General features: G+C 68.9%; 25 protein-coding genes. 10 read left to right on the top strand and 15 right to left on the bottom strand.

The window, feature by feature from the left end:
- Nucleotides 1-15: 15 nt before the first annotated feature.
- The 4 genes from ASC98_RS10060 to ASC98_RS10045 form a co-directional block, all read right to left on the bottom strand.
- Nucleotides 16-1,083 carry an ABC transporter ATP-binding protein gene (locus ASC98_RS10060; protein ID WP_056807863.1) on the bottom strand — a complete coding sequence of 356 codons (1,068 nt, stop codon included), beginning with the start codon at nucleotides 1,081-1,083 and terminating at the stop codon, nucleotides 16-18.
- A gap of 28 nt (nucleotides 1,084-1,111) precedes the next feature.
- Nucleotides 1,112-1,969: a carbohydrate ABC transporter permease gene (locus ASC98_RS10055; RefSeq protein ID WP_056807861.1), complete on the bottom strand. Its 858-nt coding sequence runs from the start codon at nucleotides 1,967-1,969 to the stop codon at nucleotides 1,112-1,114.
- Nucleotides 1,970-1,991: 22 nt separating this feature from the next.
- On the bottom strand, nucleotides 1,992-2,873 hold the full coding sequence (locus ASC98_RS10050) for a carbohydrate ABC transporter permease (protein ID WP_056807859.1): 882 nt from the start codon (nucleotides 2,871-2,873) through the stop codon (nucleotides 1,992-1,994).
- 102 nt (nucleotides 2,874-2,975) lie between these two features.
- Nucleotides 2,976-4,199 carry an ABC transporter substrate-binding protein gene (locus ASC98_RS10045; protein WP_157598308.1) on the bottom strand — a complete coding sequence of 408 codons (1,224 nt, stop codon included), beginning with the start codon at nucleotides 4,197-4,199 and terminating at the stop codon, nucleotides 2,976-2,978.
- A gap of 211 nt (nucleotides 4,200-4,410) precedes the next feature.
- Here ASC98_RS10045 and ASC98_RS10040 point away from each other — a divergent pair, with 211 nt between their 5' ends.
- The 6 genes from ASC98_RS10040 (at nucleotide 4,411) to ASC98_RS10015 (ending at nucleotide 10,585) form a co-directional block, all read left to right on the top strand.
- Nucleotides 4,411-5,145: a heparan-alpha-glucosaminide N-acetyltransferase gene (locus ASC98_RS10040; protein WP_056807856.1), complete on the top strand. Its 735-nt coding sequence runs from the start codon at nucleotides 4,411-4,413 to the stop codon at nucleotides 5,143-5,145.
- Between the two features lie 103 nt (nucleotides 5,146-5,248).
- Entirely contained in the window at nucleotides 5,249-8,065 is a 2,817-nt protein-coding gene (locus ASC98_RS10035; protein WP_056807855.1) for a response regulator, read from the top strand.
- A gap of 33 nt (nucleotides 8,066-8,098) precedes the next feature.
- Nucleotides 8,099-8,461: a response regulator gene (locus ASC98_RS10030; protein ID WP_056807853.1), complete on the top strand. Its 363-nt coding sequence runs from the start codon at nucleotides 8,099-8,101 to the stop codon at nucleotides 8,459-8,461.
- Between the two features lie 40 nt (nucleotides 8,462-8,501).
- Nucleotides 8,502-9,245, top strand: a complete 744-nt coding sequence (gene rlmB / locus ASC98_RS10025) for a 23S rRNA (guanosine(2251)-2'-O)-methyltransferase RlmB (RefSeq protein WP_056807851.1) — start codon at nucleotides 8,502-8,504, stop codon at nucleotides 9,243-9,245.
- A gap of 21 nt (nucleotides 9,246-9,266) precedes the next feature.
- Nucleotides 9,267-9,893, top strand: a complete 627-nt coding sequence (gene upp, locus ASC98_RS10020) for a uracil phosphoribosyltransferase (protein WP_056807849.1) — start codon at nucleotides 9,267-9,269, stop codon at nucleotides 9,891-9,893.
- A 236-nt stretch (nucleotides 9,894-10,129) separates the two neighbouring features.
- Nucleotides 10,130-10,585, top strand: coding sequence for a hypothetical protein (locus ASC98_RS10015; RefSeq protein WP_157598294.1), 456 nt, complete (start codon nucleotides 10,130-10,132; stop codon nucleotides 10,583-10,585).
- A gap of 13 nt (nucleotides 10,586-10,598) precedes the next feature.
- Here ASC98_RS10015 and ASC98_RS10010 read toward each other — a convergent pair whose 3' ends face one another.
- From ASC98_RS10010 to ASC98_RS10000, 3 genes are all read right to left on the bottom strand, one after another.
- A complete protein-coding gene (locus ASC98_RS10010; protein WP_255358695.1) occupies nucleotides 10,599-11,150 on the bottom strand; it encodes a chromate transporter in 552 nt (183 codons plus the stop codon).
- A gap of 70 nt (nucleotides 11,151-11,220) precedes the next feature.
- On the bottom strand, nucleotides 11,221-11,793 hold the full coding sequence (locus ASC98_RS10005) for a chromate transporter (protein ID WP_056807845.1): 573 nt from the start codon (nucleotides 11,791-11,793) through the stop codon (nucleotides 11,221-11,223).
- The gene (locus ASC98_RS10000; protein ID WP_056807843.1) at nucleotides 11,790-12,797 is read right to left on the bottom strand and encodes a D-2-hydroxyacid dehydrogenase family protein; all 1,008 of its coding nucleotides are present in this window, start codon (nucleotides 12,795-12,797) and stop codon (nucleotides 11,790-11,792) included. The genes ASC98_RS10005 and ASC98_RS10000 overlap by 4 nt, the downstream gene beginning before the upstream one ends.
- A 116-nt stretch (nucleotides 12,798-12,913) precedes the next feature.
- Between ASC98_RS10000 and ASC98_RS09995 the strand changes: the two genes are divergently transcribed.
- Nucleotides 12,914-13,426, top strand: coding sequence for a DUF1993 family protein (locus ASC98_RS09995; RefSeq protein ID WP_056807841.1), 513 nt, complete (start codon nucleotides 12,914-12,916; stop codon nucleotides 13,424-13,426).
- A 70-nt stretch (nucleotides 13,427-13,496) separates the two neighbouring features.
- Here the strand turns inward: ASC98_RS09995 and ASC98_RS09990 are convergent, their stop codons facing one another.
- The gene (locus ASC98_RS09990; RefSeq protein ID WP_056807839.1) at nucleotides 13,497-13,955 is read right to left on the bottom strand and encodes a hypothetical protein; all 459 of its coding nucleotides are present in this window, start codon (nucleotides 13,953-13,955) and stop codon (nucleotides 13,497-13,499) included.
- A gap of 44 nt (nucleotides 13,956-13,999) precedes the next feature.
- On the opposite strand from ASC98_RS09990, the gene ASC98_RS09985 reads away from it, so the two are divergent.
- Nucleotides 14,000-16,414, top strand: coding sequence for a penicillin acylase family protein (locus tag ASC98_RS09985; RefSeq protein ID WP_056807837.1), 2,415 nt, complete (start codon nucleotides 14,000-14,002; stop codon nucleotides 16,412-16,414).
- Between the two features lie 55 nt (nucleotides 16,415-16,469).
- On the opposite strand, the gene ASC98_RS09980 is transcribed toward ASC98_RS09985, so the two are convergent.
- From ASC98_RS09980 to lexA, 3 genes are read right to left on the bottom strand one after another with little or no spacing between them, the layout of a single operon-like run.
- Nucleotides 16,470-17,030 (bottom strand): cysteine hydrolase family protein, encoded by a 561-nt coding sequence (locus tag ASC98_RS09980; RefSeq protein WP_056807836.1) that lies wholly within the window; start codon nucleotides 17,028-17,030, stop codon nucleotides 16,470-16,472.
- 24 nt (nucleotides 17,031-17,054) lie between these two features.
- Complete coding sequence (locus tag ASC98_RS09975) at nucleotides 17,055-17,366, bottom strand: helix-hairpin-helix domain-containing protein (RefSeq protein ID WP_056807834.1); 312 nt, start codon at nucleotides 17,364-17,366, stop codon at nucleotides 17,055-17,057.
- Nucleotides 17,366-18,043: a transcriptional repressor LexA gene (gene lexA, locus ASC98_RS09970; RefSeq protein WP_056807832.1), complete on the bottom strand. Its 678-nt coding sequence runs from the start codon at nucleotides 18,041-18,043 to the stop codon at nucleotides 17,366-17,368. Before lexA ends, ASC98_RS09975 begins: the two co-directional genes overlap by 1 nt.
- A gap of 91 nt (nucleotides 18,044-18,134) precedes the next feature.
- On the opposite strand from lexA, the gene ASC98_RS09965 reads away from it, so the two are divergent.
- Nucleotides 18,135-19,079: an asparaginase gene (locus ASC98_RS09965; RefSeq protein WP_056807830.1), complete on the top strand. Its 945-nt coding sequence runs from the start codon at nucleotides 18,135-18,137 to the stop codon at nucleotides 19,077-19,079.
- Here ASC98_RS09965 and ASC98_RS09960 read toward each other — a convergent pair.
- Nucleotides 19,076-20,569 (bottom strand): FAD-dependent monooxygenase, encoded by a 1,494-nt coding sequence (locus ASC98_RS09960; protein ID WP_056808091.1) that lies wholly within the window; start codon nucleotides 20,567-20,569, stop codon nucleotides 19,076-19,078. The genes ASC98_RS09965 and ASC98_RS09960 overlap by 4 nt on opposite strands.
- On the opposite strand from ASC98_RS09960, the gene ASC98_RS09955 reads away from it, so the two are divergent.
- On the top strand, nucleotides 20,568-21,263 hold the full coding sequence (locus ASC98_RS09955) for a TetR/AcrR family transcriptional regulator (RefSeq protein WP_235581221.1): 696 nt from the start codon (nucleotides 20,568-20,570) through the stop codon (nucleotides 21,261-21,263). The genes ASC98_RS09960 and ASC98_RS09955 overlap by 2 nt on opposite strands.
- A gap of 73 nt (nucleotides 21,264-21,336) precedes the next feature.
- Here ASC98_RS09955 and ASC98_RS09950 read toward each other — a convergent pair whose 3' ends face one another.
- The 3 genes from ASC98_RS09950 to ASC98_RS09940 all read right to left on the bottom strand — a co-directional run bounded on the left by ASC98_RS09950 (nucleotide 21,337) and on the right by ASC98_RS09940 (nucleotide 23,109).
- Nucleotides 21,337-21,762, bottom strand: a complete 426-nt coding sequence (locus ASC98_RS09950) for an organic hydroperoxide resistance protein (RefSeq protein ID WP_056807826.1) — start codon at nucleotides 21,760-21,762, stop codon at nucleotides 21,337-21,339.
- A gap of 56 nt (nucleotides 21,763-21,818) precedes the next feature.
- Nucleotides 21,819-22,337, bottom strand: a complete 519-nt coding sequence (locus tag ASC98_RS09945; protein ID WP_082542327.1) for a MarR family winged helix-turn-helix transcriptional regulator — start codon at nucleotides 22,335-22,337, stop codon at nucleotides 21,819-21,821.
- Between the two features lie 223 nt (nucleotides 22,338-22,560).
- A complete protein-coding gene (locus tag ASC98_RS09940; RefSeq protein ID WP_056819917.1) occupies nucleotides 22,561-23,109 on the bottom strand; it encodes a HEAT repeat domain-containing protein in 549 nt (182 codons plus the stop codon).
- Nucleotides 23,110-23,314: the final 205 nt, after the last annotated feature.

The following is a 23,314-nucleotide window of genomic DNA, read 5'->3' as shown; positions in this document are numbered from 1 at the left end:
GTCACACCACGCGCTTCATCCCACCACGCGCTGCTCGCTCTTCGCGTCGAACAGGTGCGCATCTTCCGGTTGCCAGCGCAGGTGCACGTTGTCGCCCACATGCTGGTGCACCTTGCCGGCCACGCGCGCCGTCAGCTTGCCGACCGCGGTGTCGACCATCGCATAGGTTTCCGGCCCGGTCGGCTCCAGCATGCTGATGGTGCCCGGCAGGCCTTGTTCGGCGAACGACAGGCTCTCCGGCCGCAGCCCGTAGCTGATGCCGGCGGCATTCGCCGCCTGCAGCGCGCCGCGCTGCGCATCGTTGAGCAGCAGCGTCACGCCCTGCGCCGCCAGGCCGTCGGACGCGCGCTGGCTGTCGATGATGTTCATCGCCGGCGAGCCGATGAACTCGGCCACGAAACGGGTCGCCGGGCGCGAGTAGATGTCGTCCGGCGTGCCGAACTGCTGCACCAGGCCGTCGCGCATCACCGCGATGCGGTCGCCCAGCGTCATCGCCTCGACCTGGTCGTGCGTCACGTAGACGGTCGTGGTCTTGGTGCGCTGGTGCAGCAGCTTGATCTCGGCGCGCATCTCGACACGCAGCTTCGCGTCCAGGTTCGACAGCGGCTCGTCGAACAGGAACAGCTTCGGGTTGCGGGCGAGCGCGCGGCCCATCGCCACGCGCTGGCGCTGGCCGCCCGACAGCTGGCCCGGCTTGCGGTCCAGCAGGTGCTCGATCTGCAGCATCTTCGAGACGCGCTGGATCGCCTCCTGGCGCTGCGCCTTCGGCACGTTGCGCATCTCCAGCCCGAACGCGATGTTCTGCCCGACGTTCATGTTCGGGTACAGCGCGTAGCTCTGGAACACCATCGCGATGTCGCGGTCCTTCGGCAGCGCGTAGGTCACGTCGCGGTCGGCGATGTGGATGGTGCCGGTGGTGGGGGTGTCCAGCCCGGCGATCATCGACAGCAGCGTGCTCTTGCCGCAGCCGGACGGGCCGACCAGGATCAGGAACTCGCCGTTCTCGACCTCGATGTCGATGCCCTTGAGGATCTCCACCGGGCCGTAGCTCTTGCGGACGTTGCGAATTGAAAGTGCACCCATGACGTTTTCTCTGTGAAGCCCGGGCCGTTCAGCCCTTGACGGCGCCGGCCGTGAGGCCGCGCACGAAGTATTTGCCTGCGACGATGTAGACGAACAGCGTCGGCAGCGCGGCGATCATCGCGGCCGCCATGTCGACGTTGTATTCCTTCACCGCGCTCGAGGTGTTGGCCAGGTTGTTCAGGCCGACCGTGATCGGCTTGGACGCGCCGCCCGAGAACACCACGCCGAACAGGAAGTCGTTCCAGATGTTCGTGAACTGCCAGATCAGCGTGACCACCACGATCGGCGTCGACAGCGGCAGCACGATGCGCCAGAAGATGCGCCAGAAGCCCGCGCCGTCCAGCATCGCCGCCTTGATCAGCTCGTCGGGCAGGCCGACGTAGTAGTTGCGGAAGAAGAGGGTGGTCGACGGCAGGCCGGCGATGATGTGCACCGCCACCAGCCCCCAGATCGAGCTCGCGATGCCGAACCAGCCCAGCACCTGCGACATCGGCAGCAGCACCACCTGCAGCGGCATGAACATGCCGAACAGCATCATCGCGAACATGAACTCGCTGCCGCGGAAGCGCCACTTGCTCAGCACGTAGCCGTTGATCGCGCCGAGCGAGGTCGACACCGCCACTGCCGGCAGCACCATCAGCACCGAGTTGAAGAAGAACGGCTTCAGGCCGCCGCAGTCGATGCCGGTGCAGGCGCTCGACCAGGCCTTGGCCCACGACGCGAAGCTGGGCGCGGAGGGCAGCGACAGCAGGTTGCCCTCGCGCACCTCGTTCATGTCCTTCAGCGAGGTCGTGAGCATCACGTACATCGGCATCAGGAAGACCAGCGCGAACAGCAGCAGCACGGACCACAGCGCCGCGCGGTGCCAGTTGAATTTGTTTCCCATGTCTTGTTCTCTCAGCGACCGCTCAGCGCTTGGCGCGCAGTTCCGAATACAGGTAGGGCACGACCAGCGCCGCCACGGTGGCCAGCATGACCGTGGCCGATGCCGCGCCCAGGCCGATCTGGCCGCGCGAGAACGCCATCGTGTACATGAAGGTGGCAGGCATGTCGGTCGCGTAGCCGGGGCCGCCGGCGGTCAGCGCCATCACCAGGTCGAAGCTCTTGATCGCCAGGTGGCTCAGCACCATCAGCGTGCTGAAGAAGACCGGCCGCAGGCTCGGGATGATGATGCGCCAGTAGATGCGCGGCAGGCTCGCGCCGTCGATCTGCGCGGCCTTCAGGATCGAGTCGTCGATGCCGCGCAGCCCGGCGAGGAACAGCGCCATCACGAAGCCGGCGCTCTGCCAGACGCCCGCGATCACCACGGTGTAGATCGCCATGTCGGGGTCGATCAGCCAGCTGAAATGGAAGTTCTCGAAGCCCCAGCCCTGCAGGACCTTCTCGAGGCCGAGGCCGGGGTTCAGGATCCACTTCCAGGCGGTGCCGGTGACGATGAAGCTCAGCGCCATCGGGTAGAGGTAGACGGTGCGCAGCACCCCTTCGACGCGGATCTTCTGGTCGAGCAGGATGGCCAGCAGCAGGCCGATGGCCATGCCGAAGAAGATGAACAGGCTGCCGAAGATGCCGAGGTTCTTCAGCGCGACCCACCAGCGTTCGCTCTCGAACAGGTTGGCGTACTGCGCGAGCCCGACGAATTCGTAGTTGGGCAGCAGGCGCGAGGCCGACACCGACAGGTAGCCGTTCCACGCGATCAGGCCGTAGATGAAGAAGAAGGCCAGCAGGAACGACGGAGCGACGACCAGCTTGGGCATCCACTGGCTGAGGCGGACAGAGGCGGAGGATTTCATGGGCAGGCAAACCGGGTGAGACGCGAATGGTGCGCCATCCCCGTGCAACAGGAAGACGGCGCCCCGAAGGGCGCCGTCCAAGGCAGGTCTATGACCGCAGGATTACTTGGTCTTCGCAGCAGCGACCAGGCGGTCCTGAGCCTGGGCCGACGTGATCTTGTCGTCGTTCCAGAACTGCGACACCACGTCCTTGATCGCGCCTTCGGCGGCCGAAGGAACGGCCATGCCGTGGGCGATCGACGGCACCAGCGAGCCCGACTTCGAGGTCGACACGAAGTCGGCCGCCGAGGTCTTCGCGCAGTCGTCGAACTTCTTCAGGTCCATGTTCAGGCGAACCGGGATCGAACCCTTGTTCAGGTTGAACACTTCCTGGAATTCCGGCGACATGATCGCGGCGGCCAGGTCCTGCTGGGCCTTCTGGTTCGCCGGGTCCTTCAGCTTGAACAGCGCGAAGCTGTCCACGTTGTAGGTGTAGGCCTTCGACGTGCCGGGGGCGGCGACGCAGGTGAAGTCCTTGCCCGGGACCTTGCCGGCGGCCAGGAATTCGCCCTTGGCCCAGTCGCCCATGATCTGCATGCCGGCTTCGCCCTTGATGACCATGGCGGTCGCCAGGTTCCAGTCGCGGCCCGGGGCGTTCTTGTCGGTATAGCCCTTGACCTTGCGGAAGGTCGTCAGCACCTTGTCCATCGTCGCGCTCTTCAGCGAGCCGGCGTCGAGCTGCACCAGGGCCTTCTTGTAGAACTCGGTGCCGCCGACGCCCAGCGCGACGGCTTCGAAGGTGGTGAAGTCCTGCCAGTTCTGGCCGCCGTGGGCGATCGGGACGATGTTGGCCTTCTTCAGCGCTTCAGCGGCGACGAAGAACTCGTCCCAGGTGGTCGGCACCTTGGCGCCGGCCTTCTTGAAGGCTTCCGGGTTGACCCACAGCCAGTTCACGCGGTGCACGTTGACCGGTGCGGCGACGTAGTGGCCCTGGTACTTGAGGCCGTCGGCGATGGCCTTGGGCAGCAGGTCGTCCCACTTGTTGGCCTTGGCGACGTCGTCCATGTTGGCGAGCACGCCTTCCTTGGCCCACTCCTGGATCGACGGGCCCTTGATCTGGGCCGCGGCCGGGGCATTGCCCGACACGACACGCGACTTCAGCACCGTCATCGCCGAATCGCCACCACCGCCGGCAACCGCGAAGTCCTTCCAGGTGTGGCCCTTGGCCTGCATCGTGGCCTTCAGTTCGGCAGCCGCCTTGGCTTCGCCGCCCGAGGTCCACCAGTGCAGGACTTCGACCTCACCGGCTTGCGCCAGCGTGGCAGTCATCAGGCCGGCGGCCATCATCGCGAGGCTCAAGCCGCGCACGGTACGTTGGGAAATCGACATGCATGTCTCCTGGGGGATCAGATTTATGAAGCCTGACGAATCAAGCCGATCGGCAAGCGAGCGCGATGTTAATGTTTCATTAATGTTCTAACAATAGAACATGAACCTGGGACTTTCCCGGGGTCGGACATCCGGGCGTGCACCCGGCTCTTGCACAATCCCGAGCCCTATGAGCCCGCTTTCCCCGTCTTCCCCACCCTCCCGTTTCGATCGGCTCGATGCGCTGCGCGCGGTCGCCATCCTGTGGATGGCGGCGTTCCACTTCTGCTTCGACCTGAACTACTACCACTTCATCCGGCAGAGCTTCACGTCGGACCCGTTCTGGCTGGTGCAGCGCACCTGCATCGTCACGCTGTTCCTGTTCTGCGCCGGCTTCGGCCAGGCGGTCGCCTGGGAGCAGGGCCAGCGCTGGCCGCGTTTCTGGCGCCGCTGGGCGCAGGTGGCGGGTTGCGCGCTGCTGGTCAGCGCCGGCTCCTACCTGATGTTCCCGCGCAGCTTCATCTACTTCGGCGTGCTGCACGGCATCGCGCTGATGCTGATCGTCACGCGCCTGACCGCGAACGCCCGGCGCTGGCTGTGGTTGATGGGTGCCGTCGCCATCGCCTTGCCCCGGCTGGTGCAGCTGCCGTTCTTCGACACCCGCCTGACCAACTGGGTCGGCCTGATCACGCACAAGCCGGTGACCGAGGACTACGTGCCGGTGCTGCCGTGGATCGGCGTGATGTGGTGGGGCCTGGCCGCCGGCCAATGGGTGCTCGCGAACCGGCGCGAGTGGGTCACCGGCGCGCTGCCGAAGGCCTTGCATCCGTTCGCGGTGCTCGGGCGCTGGTCGCTGAGCTTCTACATGGTCCACCAGCCGGTGCTGATCGGCCTGCTGCTGCTCGTGACGACTTTGCGCCGCTAACCTACACGCCGCCCCGGACGCGCCCGGAGGCGAAAGCGCATGACCTGTGATACACAGGGCGCTCGCTCTTCGCCGCCTCCGTCGGCGCGCACACGGAGAACGGATGACGCGTTTGTCGGTTCAGCAGCTCGCGACCGCGGGCTTCCTGGTGGCAGTGGCCGCCATCCTCAGCCTCGCCGGCATCGGATGGAACTTCGCGCGCCAGACGCTCGAGGCCTCGGGCTTCGTGAGCCGCACCCACCAGGTGATCAGCGTGACCTCCGACATCCAGTCGGACATCTACCGCAGCGAGGCGGCCCAGCGCGCGTACATCGCGAGCCGCAACCCGGTGTACCTCGACGAGCGCGACGCCACGCTGGCCGTCATCGACACCGGATTGCGCCAGTTCTCGTGGCTGACCGCCGACAACCCGCAGCAGCAGGCGAGGGCCGCGGAGCTGCGCGGCGAGATCGCGGCGCGCGTGCAGGTCTTCCACGAGAACGAATCGCTGCAGCCGAACGAGACGCCGCAGGCACTCGACGAGCGCCTCTCGCGCGGCGTGCGGCGCCTCGAGCGCGTGCGCGCGCTGCTCGACCAGATCAACACCGAGGAGCGCCGGCTGCTCGCCGAGCGCGAGCGCGTCGAAGACCAGCGCTCGCAATCCACCGTCACCACCTTCATCGTGTTCCTGGTCGCGCTGGTGCTGCTGCTGGGCGCGATCGCATGGCGGCTGCGGCTCGACTGGGCCGCACGCCAGCGCGCCGAGCAGGCGGTCGGCGAAGAGCGCCGCTACGACGCGCTGCACGCCCGCGCGCTGACGCTCTACAACGCGCAGGCCACGCGCGAGGTGGTGCTGGCCGAGACGCTGGCGCTGATCGGCGAGAACCCGCTGTTCCCGGTGGCGGTGTTCTACGAGCACGAGGAATGGGGCGGCGTGCTGCGCACGGTGGCGCGGCACAACGCGCCGGCCGACCTGAAAGGCGTGCTGCGCATCGACGACGGCCTGGTCGGCGCGGTGGCGCGCAGCGGCAAGCCGGCCTACCTGGAGCACTTCGATGCGGCCAGCGGGCTGCGCATCGAGACCGGCCTCGCATCGCTGCGCCCGGCGGCGCTGCTGATCTGCCCGGTCAGCTACCAGGGCCGGCTGATCGGCGTGCTTGCGCTGGCGGCCGCGGCGCCGCTGTCGACCCGCGACCGCGGCTTCATCGAGCGGCTGTGCGCGCAGTTCGCGGTCGCGTTGCACAACCTCGGCCAGCTGCAGGAACTGAACCTGCTGGCCGAGCAGCTGCGCGTGCGCGGCGAAGACATCCAGGTCAAGAACGCCGAGCTCGAGAAGGCCGACCGCATGAAGAGCGAGTTCCTCGCCAACATGTCGCACGAGTTGCGCACGCCGCTGAACGCGGTGATCGGCTTCTCGGGCCTGATGAAGGATGGCCTCGCCGGCGACCTGAACGCCGAACAGCGGGAGTACGCGAACGACATCCACGTCAGCGGCAAGCACCTGCTGAGCCTGATCAACGACATCCTCGACCTGTCGAAGGTCGAGTCGGGGCACATGCCGCTGGAGCTGGGCGCGGCCGAGCCGTCGCACATCATGACCAGCGCGGCCTCGCTGATGCGCGAGAAGGCGGCCACGCGTCGCCTGCGGCTGAATGCGGTGTGCGCGCCGGACCTCGGCAGCCTGCAGCTGGACCTGCGCAAGTCCAAGCAGATCGTCTTCAACCTGCTGTCCAACGCGATCAAGTTCACGCCCGAAGGCGGCGTGGTCACGCTCGCGATGAAGCGGGTGGCGCGCGCCGACGTCGACGGCGTGCTCGAGGCGCAGGACACGCGGGTCTTCCGGCCATCCGAGCGCACGCTGCCGTCGTTCCTTGAGATCCGCGTCGAGGATTCCGGCATCGGCATCGCGCCCGACGGCATCGGGCGGCTGTTCCAGCCGTTCGTGCAGATTGACTCGTCGCTGTCGCGCGAGTACGAGGGCACCGGCCTCGGGCTGACGATGGTCAAGCGGCTGGTCGAGCTGCACGGCGGCGGCCTGATGCTGCGCAGCACGCCGCATGTCGGCACCACCTTCGTGGTCTGGCTGCCGTGGCGGCCGGCCGGCGACGAGACGCAGCGCGAGCCGCCGCTGCCCGAGCCGGTGGGGCTGCCGGCGGCGCACGGCAGGCTGCGCGAGGCCGGTCCCGATGCGCCGCTGATCCTGGTGGTCGAGGACGACCCGCGCACCGCGACCCTGATGCGCGCGCAGCTCGAATCCGACGGCTACCGCGTCGAGGTCGCGCGCAGCGCCGAAGAAGGACTGACGCGGGCCGCGGCGCTGATGCCGGCCGCGCTGGTGCTCGACATCATCCTGCCCGGCCGCGACGGCTGGGACCTGCTGTCCCAGCTGAAGGAGCAGCCGCAGACCGGGCACATCCCGGTCGTCATCGTGTCGATCACCGCCGAGGCGCGGCGCGGCTTCGCGCTCGGCGCGTCGCAGGTGCTGACCAAGCCGGTGTCGAAGGACGACCTGCTGGCCGCGCTGGCGGCGGTCGGGCTGGACGGGAAGTTGCCGGCGGCGCGGGTGCTGGTGGTCGACGACGACCCGAAGGCCGTCACGCTGGTCGGCAAGCACCTGCAGTCGGCCGGCCTCGTGCCGATGCTGGCCTACAGCGGCCGCGAGGCGCTGGAGGTGGTGCACCAGCAGCGGCCGGCGCTGATCGTGCTCGACCTGATGATGCCGCAGCTGTCGGGCTTCGACGTGATCGAGGCGCTGCGCGGGCGCAGCGACACCGCCGACATCCCGATCATCGTGCTGACTGCCAAGCTGCTGACGGTGCAGGACCGGGCGCTGCTGAGCGGGCGCGTGCAGCAGGTGATGGAAAAATCCGATTTCCAGCCGGCCAGCCTGCTGGCCGAGGTGAGGCGGGCGCTGGCCAAGGGCCGGCCGCGACAGGCATGAACGGCCTGGCAACGAACAAGGCGAGGACACTCCATGGCACGCATCCTGGTCGTCGAAGACAACGCACAGAACCGCAAGCTCGCGCAGCTGGTGCTGCAGAAGGGCGGGCACGAGGTGATCTGCGCCGAAGGCGGCGAGGAGGGCGTGCGGCTGGCCCGTGAACACCTGCCCGAGCTGGTGCTGATGGACATCCAGATGCCCGGGATGGACGGCATCGAGGCGACGCGGCTGCTGCGCGCCAGCCCGGCGACGGCGGGGCTGAAGATCATCGCGCTGACGGCGTTGGCGATGAAGGGCGACGAGGAGCGCATCCTGCAGTCCGGTTTCGACGCCTACCTGGCCAAGCCTTTCGACTACGCCGAACTGGTCGGCCTGGTGCAGCGCCACCTGACGTAGCCCGGATCGGCCGGCCGGCGACGACGTACCATCGCCGGCTATGAGCAACAAGATCCTGTTCGGCTTCCATGCCGTCACCGTGCGGCTGAAGACCGCGCCGAAATCCATCCTCGAGATCCACGTCGACGCGAGCCGCCGCGACCAGCGCATGCGGCAGTTCGTCGAGCGGGCGAACGAGGCCGGCGCCAAGCTGGTCGACAGCGACGACGACCGCCTGCAGAAGATGTGCGGCACGCACCGCCACCAGGGCGTGGTCGCGCGGGTCGAGGCGATGGCGATGAGCCATTCGCTGGACGACACGCTCGACGCCGTCGAAGAGCAGCCGCTGCTGCTGGTGCTCGACGGCATCACCGACCCGCACAACCTCGGTGCCTGCCTGCGCGTGGCCGACGGCGCCGGTGCGCATGCGGTGATCGCGCCGAAGGACCATGCGGTGGGCATCAACGCCACCGTGTCCAAGGTGGCCAGCGGCGCGGCCGACACGGTGCCGTACTTCATGGTCACCAACCTGGCGCGGACCTTGAATGAACTGAAGGAGCGCGACATCCTGATCGTCGGCACCTCGGACGACGCGCAGCAGTCGCTGTACGACATCGACCTGGCCCGGCCGGTTGCGCTGGTGCTCGGCGCCGAAGGCAGCGGCATGCGCCAGCTGACCGGCAAGACCTGCGACGTGCTGGTGCGGCTGCCGATGCGCGGCGCGGTCGAGAGCCTGAACGTCTCGGTGGCCAGCGGCATCTGCCTGTACGAGGCGCTGCGCCAGCGGATGAAGCAGCCCGACTGACATCGCCCACCGGAGCACGCCATGCCGACCATTGCCGTCAACCACCCGCTCGTCCGCCACAAGATCGGGCTGCTGCGCGAGGCCGACATCTCGACCAAGAAGTTCCGCGAGCTGACCCACGAGCTCGCGCGGCTGCTCGCCTACGAGGCCACGGCCGACTGGCCTTTGACCCGGACGACCATCGAATGCTGGAGCGGCCCGGTCGAGATCGACCAGATCAGCGGCCGCAAGGTCACGGTGGTGCCGATCCTGCGGGCCGGCCTCGGCATGCTCGATGGCGTGCTCGACATGATCCCGAGCGCGAAGGTCAGCGTGGTCGGGCTGTCGCGCAACCACGAGACGCTGCAGCCGGAGCACTACTTCGAGAAGTTCGTCGGCCACCTCGACGAGCGCACCGCGCTGATCGTCGACCCGATGCTCGCCACCGCCGGCTCGATGATCGCGACCATCGACCTGCTGAAGCGCCGCGGCTGCACCGACATCCGCGCGCTGGTGCTGGTGGCCGCGCCGGAAGGCGTTGCCGCACTGCAGCAAGCCCACCCCGACGTGCGCTGCTGGACAGCGTCGATCGACAGCCACCTGAACGAGCTGGGCTACATCATTCCCGGCCTCGGCGACGCCGGCGACAAGATCTTCGGAACCAAGTGAATTCGCGGCCTGCAGCGTGCTGCAGTGCCGCATGAATGTTCGTTGGATACCCCTATTGGCCCCGGGCCGTTCACCAAAGCGTCACCGCTTCGGATCACACTCTGCGTTCGTGCTGAGCACGGTGTGACGGTCGCGACACCGTCGTTAACTGTGGAGCGACGTTGAGTGACATTCAGACCCTTGAAGGACCGCTGTTCGAACCCTATCGTCTGTCGGTGACCCGAGGGAGACCCCCGATGAAGAGCCCATTTCGTTTCTGGATGACCGGTGGCATTGCGATGATCGTCGCGGCCCTGGGTGGTACCCGCGCCTTCGGTGCCGAAGAGCGTCTCACGCGTGCGAGCGTCAGCCGGTTCGGCGTGACCGAGACGGTGCAGCGCATCGAAGCCTGCGCCGAGCGGCATGGCATGCCGGTGCTGGTGCGGCTGCAGCAGAGCGTCGGCGAAGACAACGAGCGCCAGCGCCTGGTGATCGTGTTCGAGTCGACGCAAGGCGGCACGCCGGTGCTGATGACCAGCTCCGACGCGTCGCCCGACCTGCTGTTGCGGGTGGTGGTGCAGCGCGGCGCGAACGGCAGCACCGAGGTGATGTGGCGCGGCGCGGCGCTCGACGAACTGCCCGACGGGCTGTCGCCGGAACTGCTGCACGACCTGGCCGACCTGCCGGCCCTGGTGGCCGAAGCGCTGACCTGATCCCGCCGGAGCCTCAGACCCAGCCGAGGGCGCCGACGATGGCGCCGAGTGCCACCAGCCACAGCGGGCTCAGGCGCGTCTTCAGCATCACCGCGACCGTCACGCCGATCAGCACGATCGCCGCCGGCCGGTCGCGCACCGGATCGGCCAGGATCCAGCCGGTGGCCAGCAGCAGGCCGAGCGTCAGCGGCGCGAGGCCGGTCTTGAACGCCCGCACGCCCAGCGTGTCGCGACGCGAATGGCTCCAGCGCGTGGCCCACAGCGCGAGCGTGGTCGACGGCAGCATGATGCCCAGCAGCGTGGCCGCAGCGCCCGCGAGGCCGGCCGCGTTGAAGCCGAGCACCGCGACGAACAGCACGTTCGGTCCCGGCGCCGCCTGCGCCAGCGCGACCGACGCGGTGAACAGGTCGTCGCTCAGCCAGTGCCGCTCGCCGACCACGTAACGGTGCATGTCGGGCGCGGTCGTGATCGCGCCGCCGACGGCCAGCAGGCTCAGCATCAGGAAATGGCCGAACAACGCGAACAGATCGCCGGCGCCCAGCCCGTGCAGCCCGAGCTCGTTCAACTCGCCCCCTTTGCCCTGCGGGCAGTCCCCCCGAGGGGGAGCGAGCACCTTCGGAACGGCCGTGCGGTGCTCATCGGCGCAGCCTCCACCAGGCGGCCGCGATCCCCAGCGAGCCCAGCCCCGCCAGCACCCAGAGCAGCGGCCAGCGCATCAGCGCGACCATCACGAAGGTGCAGGCACCGATCGCCAGGCTGAGCGGCAGGCCCATCTCGTTGCGCTTCAGGCTGGTCGCGAGCTTCAGCCCGGTCGCGATGATCAGCCCGGCCGACACCGCGCCCATGCCGCGCAACGCGCCGCTGACCATCGGGTGCTGCGCGGCCCTTGCATACAGCGCGGCCAGCAGCAGCACGATGACGAGCGGCGCGAGCAACATGCCGGCCAGCGCGGTGAACGCGCCGCGCAGCCCGAAGAAGCGGTCGCCGATCATCAGCGACAGGTTCACGATGTTGGGCCCGGGCAGCACCTGGGCGACCGACAGGATCTCGACGAACTCGTCGCGGCCGAGCCAGCGCTCGCGCTCCACCAGTTCGTGCTGCGCAACCGCCAGCACGCCGCCGAAACCTTGCAGCGCGAGGCGATTGAAGACGCGGAACAGCTCGCCGAGCGAGCCCGGCTGGCGCAGCGTGGGCGACGCTTCGCTCAACGGATGACCCGCATCGCTTCGGGGTTCACCAGTTTCGTCGGCGTGCCGTTGATGAAGTTCACGACGTTGTCGAAGGCCGCGCTGAAGTAGAGCTCGTAGCTGTCCTGCTCCACGTAGCCGATGTGCGGCGTGCAGACCGCGTTCTCGAGCCGCAGCAGCGGGTGGCCCTGCAGGATCGGCTCGCTCTCGAACACGTCGACCGCCGCCATGCCGGGGCGGCCGCGGTTCAGCGCCGACACCAGCGCGCCTTCCTCGACCAGCTCGGCGCGCGAGGTGTTGACCAGCAGCGCGGTCGGCTTCATGCGGGCCAGGTCGTCGGTGCTGACGATGCCGCGGGTCTCGTCGACCAGCCGCAGGTGCAGCGACAGCACGTCGCAGCTCTCGAAGAAGGCCTCGCGCGAATCGGCGGCCTGGTGCCCGTCGGCCCGCGCCCGCTCGCGCGAGCCTTCGCTGCCCCAGACGACGACGTTCATGCCGAAGGCCCGGCCGTAGCCGGCCACCATCTGCCCGATCTTGCCGTAGCCCCACAGGCCGAGCGTCTTGCCTTTCAGCACCATGCCGAGCCCGAAGTTCGGCGGCATCGACGCCGATTTGAGGCCCGACTGCTGCCACGCGCCGTGCTTCAGGTTGCCGATGTACTGCGGCAGCCGGCGCATCGCCGCCATGATCAGCGCCCAGGTCAGCTCGGCCGGCGCGACCGGCGAGCCGACGCCTTCGGCCACCGCGATGCCCAGCCGCGTGCAGGTCTCGAGGTCGATGTGCGAGCCGACGCGGCCGGTCTGCGAGATCAGCTTCAGCTTCGGCAGCTTTTCGAGCAGCTGGCGCGGGAACTGGGTGCGTTCGCGGATCAGCACCAGCACTTCGGCGTCGCGCAGGCGCACCGCCAGCTGGCCGATGCCCTTGACGGTGTTGGTGAACACCTTGGCATTCAGTTGCTCCAGGCGCTGGGCGCACTTGAGCTTGCGGACCGCATCTTGGTAGTCGTCGAGGATGATGATGTTCACGGCTTTGATTGTGCATGCTCGGCGGGAAGTCGCCACCCCACGCCGGCAGGATGTGGCCAGGAAGGCTAGCATCCGCCCCCACACCCCTTTCCCTACCCGACGATCCGGAGACCGCCATGCCCCTCACCATGTACTCGGCCAGCGTGCCGATCTTCCTGCGCACCCTCGGCCACATCGGCAAGTGGCTGGACAAGGCGGAAGCCCATGCGCAGGCGAAGAAGTTCGACATCGGCGTGCTGCTCGGCACGCGCCTGTCGCCCGACATGCTGCCGTTCACGCGGCAGGTGCAGATGACCAGCGACGCGGCGAAGTTCGGCGCGGCCCGGCTGGCCGGCATCGAGTCACCGAAGTTCGACGACGTGGAGACGACGCTGCCCGAGCTGCGCGAACGCATCGCGAAGACGGTGGCCTTCCTCGAGTCGATCCCCGCCGAGAAGATCGTCGGCAGCGACGACAGGGATGTGACGGTTCCGCGCCGCGACGGTCCGCTGACGCTGAAGGGCGAGGTCTATCTGCGCACCTTCGTGCTGCCCAACTTCTACTTCCACACCAACATGATCTACGCGCTGCTGCGCCACAACGGGGTCGAGCTGGGCAAGAGCGACTATCTGGGACCCCTCGGCGGGTGAATACACCCTCCGATCTTCCAAGGGAATGCGGGCCGCGTTGAGGCAGCCCGCGCTCGGCCCCGCGCTTCGGCTACAGCGGGACGAATTCGGTGTCGCGGCCGGCCATCGGGAACGCGGCGTCGAGCTGGCGGCGCACCGCCTTGCGGTCCTCGGGCGGCAGCACGGCGAGCAGCGTCTCGCTCAGTTCGAGCAGCTCGCCGATGTCGCCGGCGATGCGCAGCTGGCGCTTCAGCAGTGCCGCCGACGCCCCTTGCAATCCGGCGGCCGATTGCATGAAGCACTGCTTCATCTCGACGAAGACACGCCGCGCCGCAACGCGGGCCAGGCGCTCCTGCGGCATCCCGGGGATGCTCTGGAGGGTGGCGATGTCGAGGTCGAACGAGGAGCGTGCGGTTTTCATGTCGATGGCCTGGGGCTTCACGTGCATGGCTTTCGGCCGGCGCACGCGCAGGTGTAGGTGCACGGGCATTCTGTACAGCGGCGGCTGACGCAGATCGCACGAAATGAGGTGCTTCTGCCCGCCGTTCATCGGGCCGGGCTACGCTGAGCGGGAACTGACGAGGGGAACGAGCGATGACATGGCTGAAACGTGGCGCCCTGGGCCTGGCGATCGCCCTGGGTCTGGCGGCGGCGCTGTTGTGGGCCTATGCCCGCAGCACGCTGCCGCAGGTCGACGGGGAGCAGCGCGTCGAAGGCCTGCGGGCGGAGGTGCGCATCGAGCGCGACGCGCAAGGCGTGCCGACCATCCACGCGGCGTCGCGCGAGGATGCGATGTTCGGTCTCGGCTTCGCCCATGCGCAGGACCGGCTGTGGCAGATCGAGACGCACCGCCGCATCGGGGCCGGCCAGCTGGCCGAGGCCTTCGGCGAGCCGGCCCTCGACACGGACCGCTTCCTGCGCGCGCTCGGCGTGCGCCGGGCCGCGCAGGCGCAGTGGCAGCGGGCCAGCCCGGCCACGCGGTATGCGCTGGAGGCCTACAGCGCCGGCATCAATGCCTACCTGGCCGGTTCGCTGAAGGCGCGGCCGCCGGAGTTCGTGCTGCTCGGGCTGCAGCCGCAGCGCTGGACGCCGGTCGACAGCCTGGCCTGGGCGACGATGATGGCCTGGGACCTCGGCGGCAACTGGTCGACCGAGCTGCTGCGGATGCGCTTGTCGCTGAAGATGCCGGTCGAGCGCATCAATGAGCTGCTGCCGCCGTACCCCGGCGAGAAGCCGCTGTCGACGGCCGACTATGCGGCGCTGTTCCGCGGGCTGAAGGTGGACGGCACGCTCGGCCGCCAGGCACTGCTGACGGCGCCCGAGTCCGGCGTCGAAGGCGTCGGCTCCAACAACTGGGTGGTTGCCGGCTCGCACACCGACAGCGGGCTGCCGCTGCTCGCGAACGATCCGCACCTGAAGCTCAGCGCGCCGTCGCTGTGGTACCTGGCGCGGCTCGACGCGCCCGGCTTCCAGGTGGCCGGCGCGACGATGCCGGGGCTGCCGATCGTTGTGCTTGGCCAGAGCGACCGCATCGCGTGGGGCTTCACCAACACCGCGCCCGATGTGCAGGACCTCTACCTGGAACGCATCCGCCCCGACGACGACACCCAGTACCAGACGCCCGACGGCTGGGCGGCGTTCGAGCGCAGCACCGAGGTGATCAAGGTCAAGGGGCACGCCGACGTGACGATGACGGTGCGCAGCACCCGCCACGGGCCGGTGATCTCCGATGCCGGCGGCCCGACCGAGGGCCTCACCGGCGCACCGAACGCGCCCACCTATGCACTCGCGATGCGCTGGACGGCGCTCGACCCGGATGCCGATTCGGTCGATGCGGGCATCGGTTTCAATGCAGCCCGCTCGGTCGACGAGTTCATCGCGGCATCGGCTGGGTACGTCGCGCCGATGCAGAGCATGGTGGTGGCCGACGTGCAGGGCCGCATCGCGATGGTGGCCGCCGGGCGCGTGCCGGTGCGCGGACCGGCCCATGACCTGAAGGGCCTGGTGCCGGCGCCGGGCTGGGATGCGCGCTACGACTGGATCGGCAGCGTGCCGGCCGGCGAAACGCCGCGCGAGGTCGATCCGGCCCGCGGCTGGATCGCGACGGCGAACCAGCGCATCGTCGGGCCGGACTACCCGCATTTCCTGACCAGCGAATGGGCGGTGCCGTACCGCCACCAGCGCATCGAACAGCTGCTGGCCGCGACGCCGAAGCATTCGATCGCCAGCCTGCGGACGATCCAGCGCGACCAGCTGTCGCTGGCGGCGCTGAAGCTGCTGCCGGTGCTGAAACGCGCGGTGTCGACCCACCCGCTGGCGACGGCCGCGCAGCGCGAGCTGGCGTCGTTCGACGGCACGATGGCGGCCGACCGTGCCGCGCCGCTGATCCTGTCGGCCTGGATCCGGCAGCTGACGCAGGCGGTGTTCAGCGACGAACTCGGCGCCGCGCTGTACGAGCGGCAGCTCGGCAGCCGCAGCTTCCGCGAGGCGCTGGAGGGCGTGCTGGAGCGCCAGGACGGCTGGTGGTGCGACGACAAGACGACGCCGGCGGTCGAGACCTGCGCGCAGCAGGTGGACGCGGCGTTCACGCGGACGCTCGACGAGTTGCAGCAGTCGCAAGGCGCCGAGGTCTCGGCCTGGCAATGGGGCCGGGCGCACCAGGCGCGGGCCGAGCACCGGCCGTTCAGCAAGGTGAAGGCGCTCGCCCGCTGGTTCGAGCTGCGTGCGCCGGTCGGCGGCGACACCTACACGGTCAACGTCTCGCGGGTCGGGTTGCGGCCCGATGCGACGACCGGCGAGCTGTACCTGGACGATCACGGCCCGTCGCTGCGTGCGCTGTACGACCTCGGCGACAAGGGCCGCTCGCGCTTCATGCAGTCGAGCGGGCAATCGGGCATCGTGTTCTCGCCGCTGTACCGGAACTGGGTCGACCGCTGGGCCCGCGTCGAGGATGTGCCGGTGTGGGGCGGCGTGGCGGAGCACACGCTGGTGCTGCAGCCGCAGCCCTGAGGTCCGGGGCGCCGAGTCGGGTGGGCCGGGTGGGCCGGCCGGAGCGTCGCAAGGATCAGCGCGACAGCAGCGCCACGATCTCGCGCGTGCCCTGCAACTGCGCGCCCTGCGCTGCCAGTGCGGCGTTCTGGCGCGCGATGATCTCGTCGGCGCTCGATGTGGCGTCGGGCCAGGTACCGTGGGCGTCGCTGGCCAGCGTGACCTCGTAGCCGAGCGCGAGCGCGGCCTGCGAGGTGTGCGTGACGCAGACCTCGCTCTGCAGCCCGCACACCAGCAGGTGGCGGACGCCGGATCCGCGCAGCAGCGCATCGAGCGCGGTGTTCTCGAACGCGCTCCAGGCCTGCTTCTCGACGCAAGCCTCACCGGGCAGCGGTGCGACGGCGGGATGCAGCTGCCATTGCGGCGTGCCCTTCACCAGCACGCCCTGCGGTTCACCGTGCTGCACATGCAGCACCGGCAGGCCGGCCGCGCGTGCCGCGTCCAGCAACTCGGCGGCGCGGCCGAGCAGGCGATCGCCGGAGTCGATCGGGTCGCACTTTACGCCGTCGAACGCGCCGGCCTGCAGGTCGATCACCAGCAGTGCTTGTGGGTTGGCTTGTGCCTTGTGGACGTCCATCAGGTCTTCTCCCACGGCGTCAGGTCACACCTGGCCGAACAGGGCCTTGCGTTGTGCCGTGTAGGCCCACCACGGCGCGGCCGGTGCGCCGCCCATGAAATCGGTGGCGGCCATGAAGGTGTCGAGCACGCAGGGGTCGTGGCGCTCGCCGGTGATCGCGCACAGCCGCTGGTACAGCACGAAGGCATCCTTGCCGCGCAGGTCTTGCGGCGCCTCGATGCCGATCAGCCGCAAATCGGCGGCCAGCGCCGGGCCGATGTTGGGCAGTTGTTCGAGCGACTTGCATTCGGCGGCACTGGCCGCCTTGGGAGCCTTGATCACCACGGCAGCCTCCATCACACCAGCATGTTGTTGCGGATCAACCCGACCGCCAGCCCTTCGAGTTCGAAATCGACGTCGCCGAACGGCACGACGATCGGCTCGAAATCGGGGTTCTCCGGCAGCAGCTCGATGCTGGTGCGGGTGCGCTTGAAGCGCTTCACGGTGACCTCGTCGCCGAGCCGCGCGACGACGATCTGGCCGTTCTTCGCGTCCTTGGCCTTCTGCACCGCGAGCAGGTCGCCGTCCATGATGCCGGCGTCGCGCATGCTCATGCCGCGCACCTTCAGCAGGAAGTCGGGCCGGCGGGCGAACAGGCTGGCTTCCATCAGGTAGGTCTGGTCGATGTGCTCCTGCGCGAGGATCGGGCTGCCGGCCGCGACGCGCCCGACCAGCGGCAGCGTGAGCTGCGACAGGCTGGGCAGCGGCAGGCTGAACTGCTTGCCGCGGCTCTGGTTCAGCGCACGCAATGTGTCAGACTGCAGACGGATGCCTCGCGAGGTGCCCCCCACCAGCTCGATGACGCCCTTGCGGGCCAGCGCCTGCAGGTGTTCCTCGGCGGCGTTGGCCGACTTGAAGCCCAGCTCGTTCGCGATCTCGGCGCGGGTCGGCGGTGCGCCGGTGCGCTCGATCGCGCTCTGCACCAGGTCGAGGATCTGCTGCTGGCGGTCGGTGAGCTTCGGGGTTTCGTTCATCGCGGGGCCTCGGGTTGCGGATTCGCGCGGCACGGCGGCCGCGGACTGAACATCCATCCAGTGACTGTATTTTTATCCAGCTTCGTGAAAAATGCAAAGAACTGACCAGACCATCGTCGTGCTTGGCACCGGCGGCACCATCGCCGGCACCTCGGCCGCGCCCGGCGACAACATCGGCTACACCGCGGCGCAGCTCGGCGTCGTGCAGCTGGTGAAGGCGGTGCCGGCGCTGGCCGCGGTGCCGCTCGAGCCCGAGCAGGTGGCCCAGGTCGACAGCAAGGACATGGACGCCGACGTGTGGCGCTCACTGCTGCGACGGCTCGCCCACCACTTGGCGCGGCCGGAGGTGGCTGGCGTCGTCATCACGCACGGCACCGACACGCTGGAGGAGACCGCGTGGCTGCTGCAGCGCGTGCTCGCGCCGGGCAAGCCGGTGGTGCTGACCGCGGCGATGCGGCCGGCCACCTCGCTGCAGCCCGACGGGCCGCAGAACCTGCTCGATGCGGTGACGGTCGCGCAGCATCCCGGCGCGCGCGGCGTGCTCGCGGTGCTCGGCGGCGTGGTGCACGGCGCGGCCGATGTGCGCAAGGTCCACACCTACCGGGTCGAAGCCTTCGATTCGGGCGATGCCGGCCCGGTCGGCCGCATCGAGGAAGGGCGGCTGCGGCTGTTCCGCCCGTGGCCGGCCGGCGAGCCGCTGGCCGCCGCGTTGGTGGGCCGGCTGGTCGACGGGCCGGCGTGGCCGCGCGTCGACATCGTGCTGAGCCATGCGGGTGTCGACGGCACGCTGGTCGATGCCTTGGTCGAGCGGGGCACGCGCGGCATCGTGGTCGCCGGCACCGGCCACGGCACCGTGCACCATGTGCTGGAAGCGGCGCTGCTGCGCGCCCGGTCGGCCGGCGTGCGGGTGCTGCGTTGCAGCCGCGTGGCCGGCGGCCCGGTGTTCGCGCAGCCGGACGATGTGCTGCCGGCTGGCGGCGAGCGCTCGCCGTACCAGGCGCGCATCGAGCTGCTGCTGCAGCTGCTCGCCGACTAGAGCGCGCGTTCTGGCGACAGGCTGAACCAGCGATGCAGCGCGTCGTCCAGGCCGTCGGTGCCGCGCCCGTCGCCGGCCCAGGCCACGCAGGCATCGGGGCGGACCAGCATCGACGGTCCGGTGTCGACCGCAACGCAGCGCACCCGCTGCGTCAGCGCCTCGACGAGTCGAGACGCCTCGCGCTCGGGCGACGCGTCGAGCAGCACGCCGTGGCCCTCCTGCATCGGTGCGACCAGCGACGCATCGCCGATCAAGCGGCCGACCTCGTCGCGCGCGGATCCGAGCTCGTAGCGGGTCGACAGGCCGCTCATCATCTCGCCGATGACGCGGTTGACGTTGTCGAAGTCCATCAGCTTCGCGACCAGGTCCCGCATCGCACCCGCCTGCGGATCGGGCCGCAGGATCGCGACCTGCGCCAGCGTGTTCGCCAGCACCGCTTCGGCCGCGGGCCGGCGCTCGGCGGTGTAGGTGTCGAGCAGGCTGTCGGGCATCTCGCCGCGAACCACGGCCGCGAGCTTCCAGCCGAGGTTCGCCGCATCGACGAGCCCGAGGCTCAGCCCCTGACCGCCGAACGGCGAATGGACGTGCGCCGCATCGCCGGCCAGCAGCACCCGGCCGCGGCGGTAGGAGTCGGCAAGCCGCGTGTTGTCGGCCCAGCGGCTGCCGCTGCCGAGCGCGTTGACGCGCACGTCCTGGCCGCTGATGCGGCGCAACACCGCTTCGATTTCGTCGCGCGTGACGGGGGCCTCGCGGTCTTCGGGCGGGCCGCTGAAGTCGAGCATGAACAGGCGGCCTGGCGCCGGCCCGTACGAGAACACGCCGCCCGGGGTGCGATGCCAGCCGACGGGCAGCAGGCGGTCGGGGTGGTCGATCTCGACGACCGCCTGGTAGAGCGTCGAGGTCGGCGCCGTGCCGGGGAATGCGAAGCCGGCCATCTTGCGGATGCGGCTGCGCCCGCCATCGCAACCGACGAGCCAGCCGCAGCGCAGCGCGCCTGTGCCGGTTGCACAAACCCAGCGCACGTCGACGCCGTCGGGTTGCTGCTCGACGCCGATGACCTCGCAGCCGCGGCGCACGTCGATGCCGAGCGCATCGGCACGGTCGGCGAGCATCGCCTCGACACGCTGCTGGTCGACCGGCCGGGCACGGCGTTGCGGCTCCTTTTGCGCGTCCTTGCGGATCAGCGCCAGGCCGGCGAAATGACCGCTGAACTTCGACCCCGGCCCGCGCGCCGCCACGCCGGGCAGTGCGGCGAATGCCTGCATCGCCGCAACGCTGCGCGCCTCGGCCGCGTCGAGGGCCACGGCCATGCCGCGACGCGCCAGCGCCTCGCTGCCGAGCGGCCCGACCGTCATCGCCTTGATCGCCGAGCTCGGGGCGGCCAGCCGCTCCAGCACCAGCACGCGCGCGCCACCCAGGCGCAGCTCAATCGCCGTCAGCAGCCCGACGGGCCCGGCGCCGACCACCACCACATCCACCGACTTGTCCATGTACTTCATCCAAAAATGTACTGAGTACAGTAAATGTACTCAGTACAATGAAGCCATGTCAATCCCGACCGACCTGCGATCCCGCAAGCGCCTGGCCACGCGGCAGCTCATCTCCAACGCCGCGACGCGCCTGTTCCTGGAGCGCGGCTTCGACCGGGTGACGGTGGACGAGATTGCCGCCGCCGCCGACGTCGGGCGGATGACGGTGTTCAACCACTTCCCGCGCAAGGAAGACATGTTCTTCGACCGCGACGAAGAGGTCCGCGAGGCGCTGCGCGATGCGTTGCGGCAGCGCGATCCGGGCGTCACGCCGGTCGAGGCGCTGCGCCGGCTGGCGCATCGGCTGGTCGACGCGCGCAGCCCGTACGTCGAGTTTTCGGTGGACAGCCGGGGCTTCGTCGCGACCATCGAGGGCAGCGACACGCTGAAGGCCCGGGCACGGGCGATCCGCGACGAGATCGCGCAGGTCGTCACCGAAGCGCTGGCCGACTCCGCGGGGCGGGACGCCGCCGACCCCGCCGCGCACCTGGCCGGCGGCCTGCTGCTGGCAGTCTGGACCGCGGCGCTGGTGCAGGCGCACCGGAGCTTCCGCGAGACACGGGATGCGGCGCAGGCAACGGCGCTCTTCCTCGCCCTCGTCGACAAGGGAACCCTCGGCCTGAACGCCGCGATGGCCGGCACGCCCTACGCCTGAAGCGCCCAATAAAAAAACGGCCCGCGAGGGGCCGTTCTTTACGAAGGCGTGGGGCGCGCTGTGGCGACGAGGCTCAGGCCAGCGTCAGCGTCACTTCCACGTTGCCGCGCGTCGCGTTCGAATACGGGCAGATCTGGTGCGCCGTGTCGACGATCTTCTGCGCGACCGCGCGCTCGACGCCCGGCACCGTGATGGTCATCGCGACCTCGATGCCGAAGCCTTGCGGGATCGGGCCAATGCCGACGCTCGCGGCGATCGACGTGTCGGCCGGCAGCGCCACCTTGTGCTGGCCGGCGGCGACCTTCATCGCGCCGATGAAGCAGGCCGAGTAGCCGGCTGCGAACAGCTGTTCCGGGTTGGTGCCGACGGCGCCGTTGCCGCCCAGTTCCTTCGGCGTGGTCAGGCGCAGGTCGAGCACGCCGTCGGACGACTTCGACGTGCCTTCGCGGCCGCCGGTGGAGGTGGCATGGGCGGTGTACAGGGTCTTTTCGAGCTTCATGGTGTCTTCCTCTTCAGGGTTGGGTGGGGGGGGGAAAGTGGATCGGGATACAGCGTTCACGCATGCGCCGCATCGGGCGCGTCATCGAGCAGCTGCTGGCGCAGCTGCTGCAGGCGTTGGGTCAGGTCGGTCAGTTCGCCGACGCTGCAGCCGCTGGCCTGGGCCAGCTGCGACGGCACGCTGCGCGCCTTCTGGCGCAGCGCGCGGCCTTCTGGCGTCAGGCTGACGATCACGCGGCGCTCGTCGTCGGCGGCGCGCTGGCGCTGCAGCCAGCCGGCGGCTTCCATGCGCTTGAGCAGCGGCGTCAACGTGCCGGAGTCGAGGAACAGCCGCTCGCCGAGCTCGCCCACCGTCAGACCGTCGCGCTCCCACAGCACCAGGAACGCCAGGTACTGCGGGTAGGTGAGGCCGAGCGGCGCCAGCAGCGGCTTGTACAGCTTGGTCATCGCGAGCGAGGTGGAATACAGCGCGAAGCAGACCTGGTTGTCGAGCTGCAGCCAGTCGACGTGGGCCGGCAGGGCCGGTGCCGGCGCCTTGGCGGAACCGGTTCGACGAGGGCGGTGGGTGGTGACCATGGGCGAGACTGTATCGTCGATCAGGCAATTAGATTGTGAGCAATATAAATTCCGAGCCGCCAGCAGGGAGATCGCGAAGCCGACCCAGGAGCCGTCTTGCTCGCTCACCTGCGTGAGCTGTTCGACAGCGTCCCAGGTGTAGGTTGTGGTGGCCAGGCCATTCGCGGTGCTGCTTGGCAGGCACTGCCTCGCGTCGCAGACGTTTCGAATCGATCGGTAGCCCCTATTCGGACAAACTGTGGAGCGCCCAGTCACGAACTGCCTCATCGGAGTCTTGGGCAAGCCCATCCAACATCCTGGCGACCCGAGTTTCCGCACGGAACTGCCCAAGACTCGCGGCGACCGCGGCACGAACCGCCGCGCTCGGGTCTGTCGCCGCCCGCAACAATATGGGAACGGAAGCAGCACTGGCTTGATGTCCAAGCGCAGCGGCAGCAGCTTCGCGAACGGCTTCCTCTTGGTCTTCAACCAAGCGAGCTTCCACGAGCGGAAGGGACTGCTGTCGGAAAGGAAAGTGCGGCGAGCCCAGTTGGCCGAGAAGAAATACGGCGATCTCTCGATCCGCGACCTTTGGCGATTGCAGCAGCATGCTCGCGCGTGCAAACGTGGACTCACCTCCGCGCAATTGCAACTCGCGAGCCACCGCGGTCCTCACGATGCTGCTGCCATCTTCGAGCATGGGTAGCAATGCCTCTTCGGTGTAGTGCTTCAGGGCCTGATACACCAGCAGCCGCAGCGTAGACGAACCAGTTACTCCGATATCAATCGTCATCAACGTCCCTTTCCGCCTTGGCCCATCGGCAGCCATACTCGCCGCCGACTCTCAACGTCAACTCTCAACCACGCATTGATGCGGGGCGGGTGTTGCACTCCAGACTAGGGATGTGCTGATCAATTCAATTTCTGGAGCCGACAGCTTCTCTGCGAACACCGGTGCACCGCGGCGAGCGCGAGTTTCCGCGGGTTTTGAACGATTG

Source organism: Rhizobacter sp. Root1238, from assembly GCF_001425825.1.
Classification (GTDB): domain Bacteria; phylum Pseudomonadota; class Gammaproteobacteria; order Burkholderiales; family Burkholderiaceae_C; genus Rhizobacter.
This window is presented reverse-complemented; position numbering and strand designations above follow the sequence as displayed.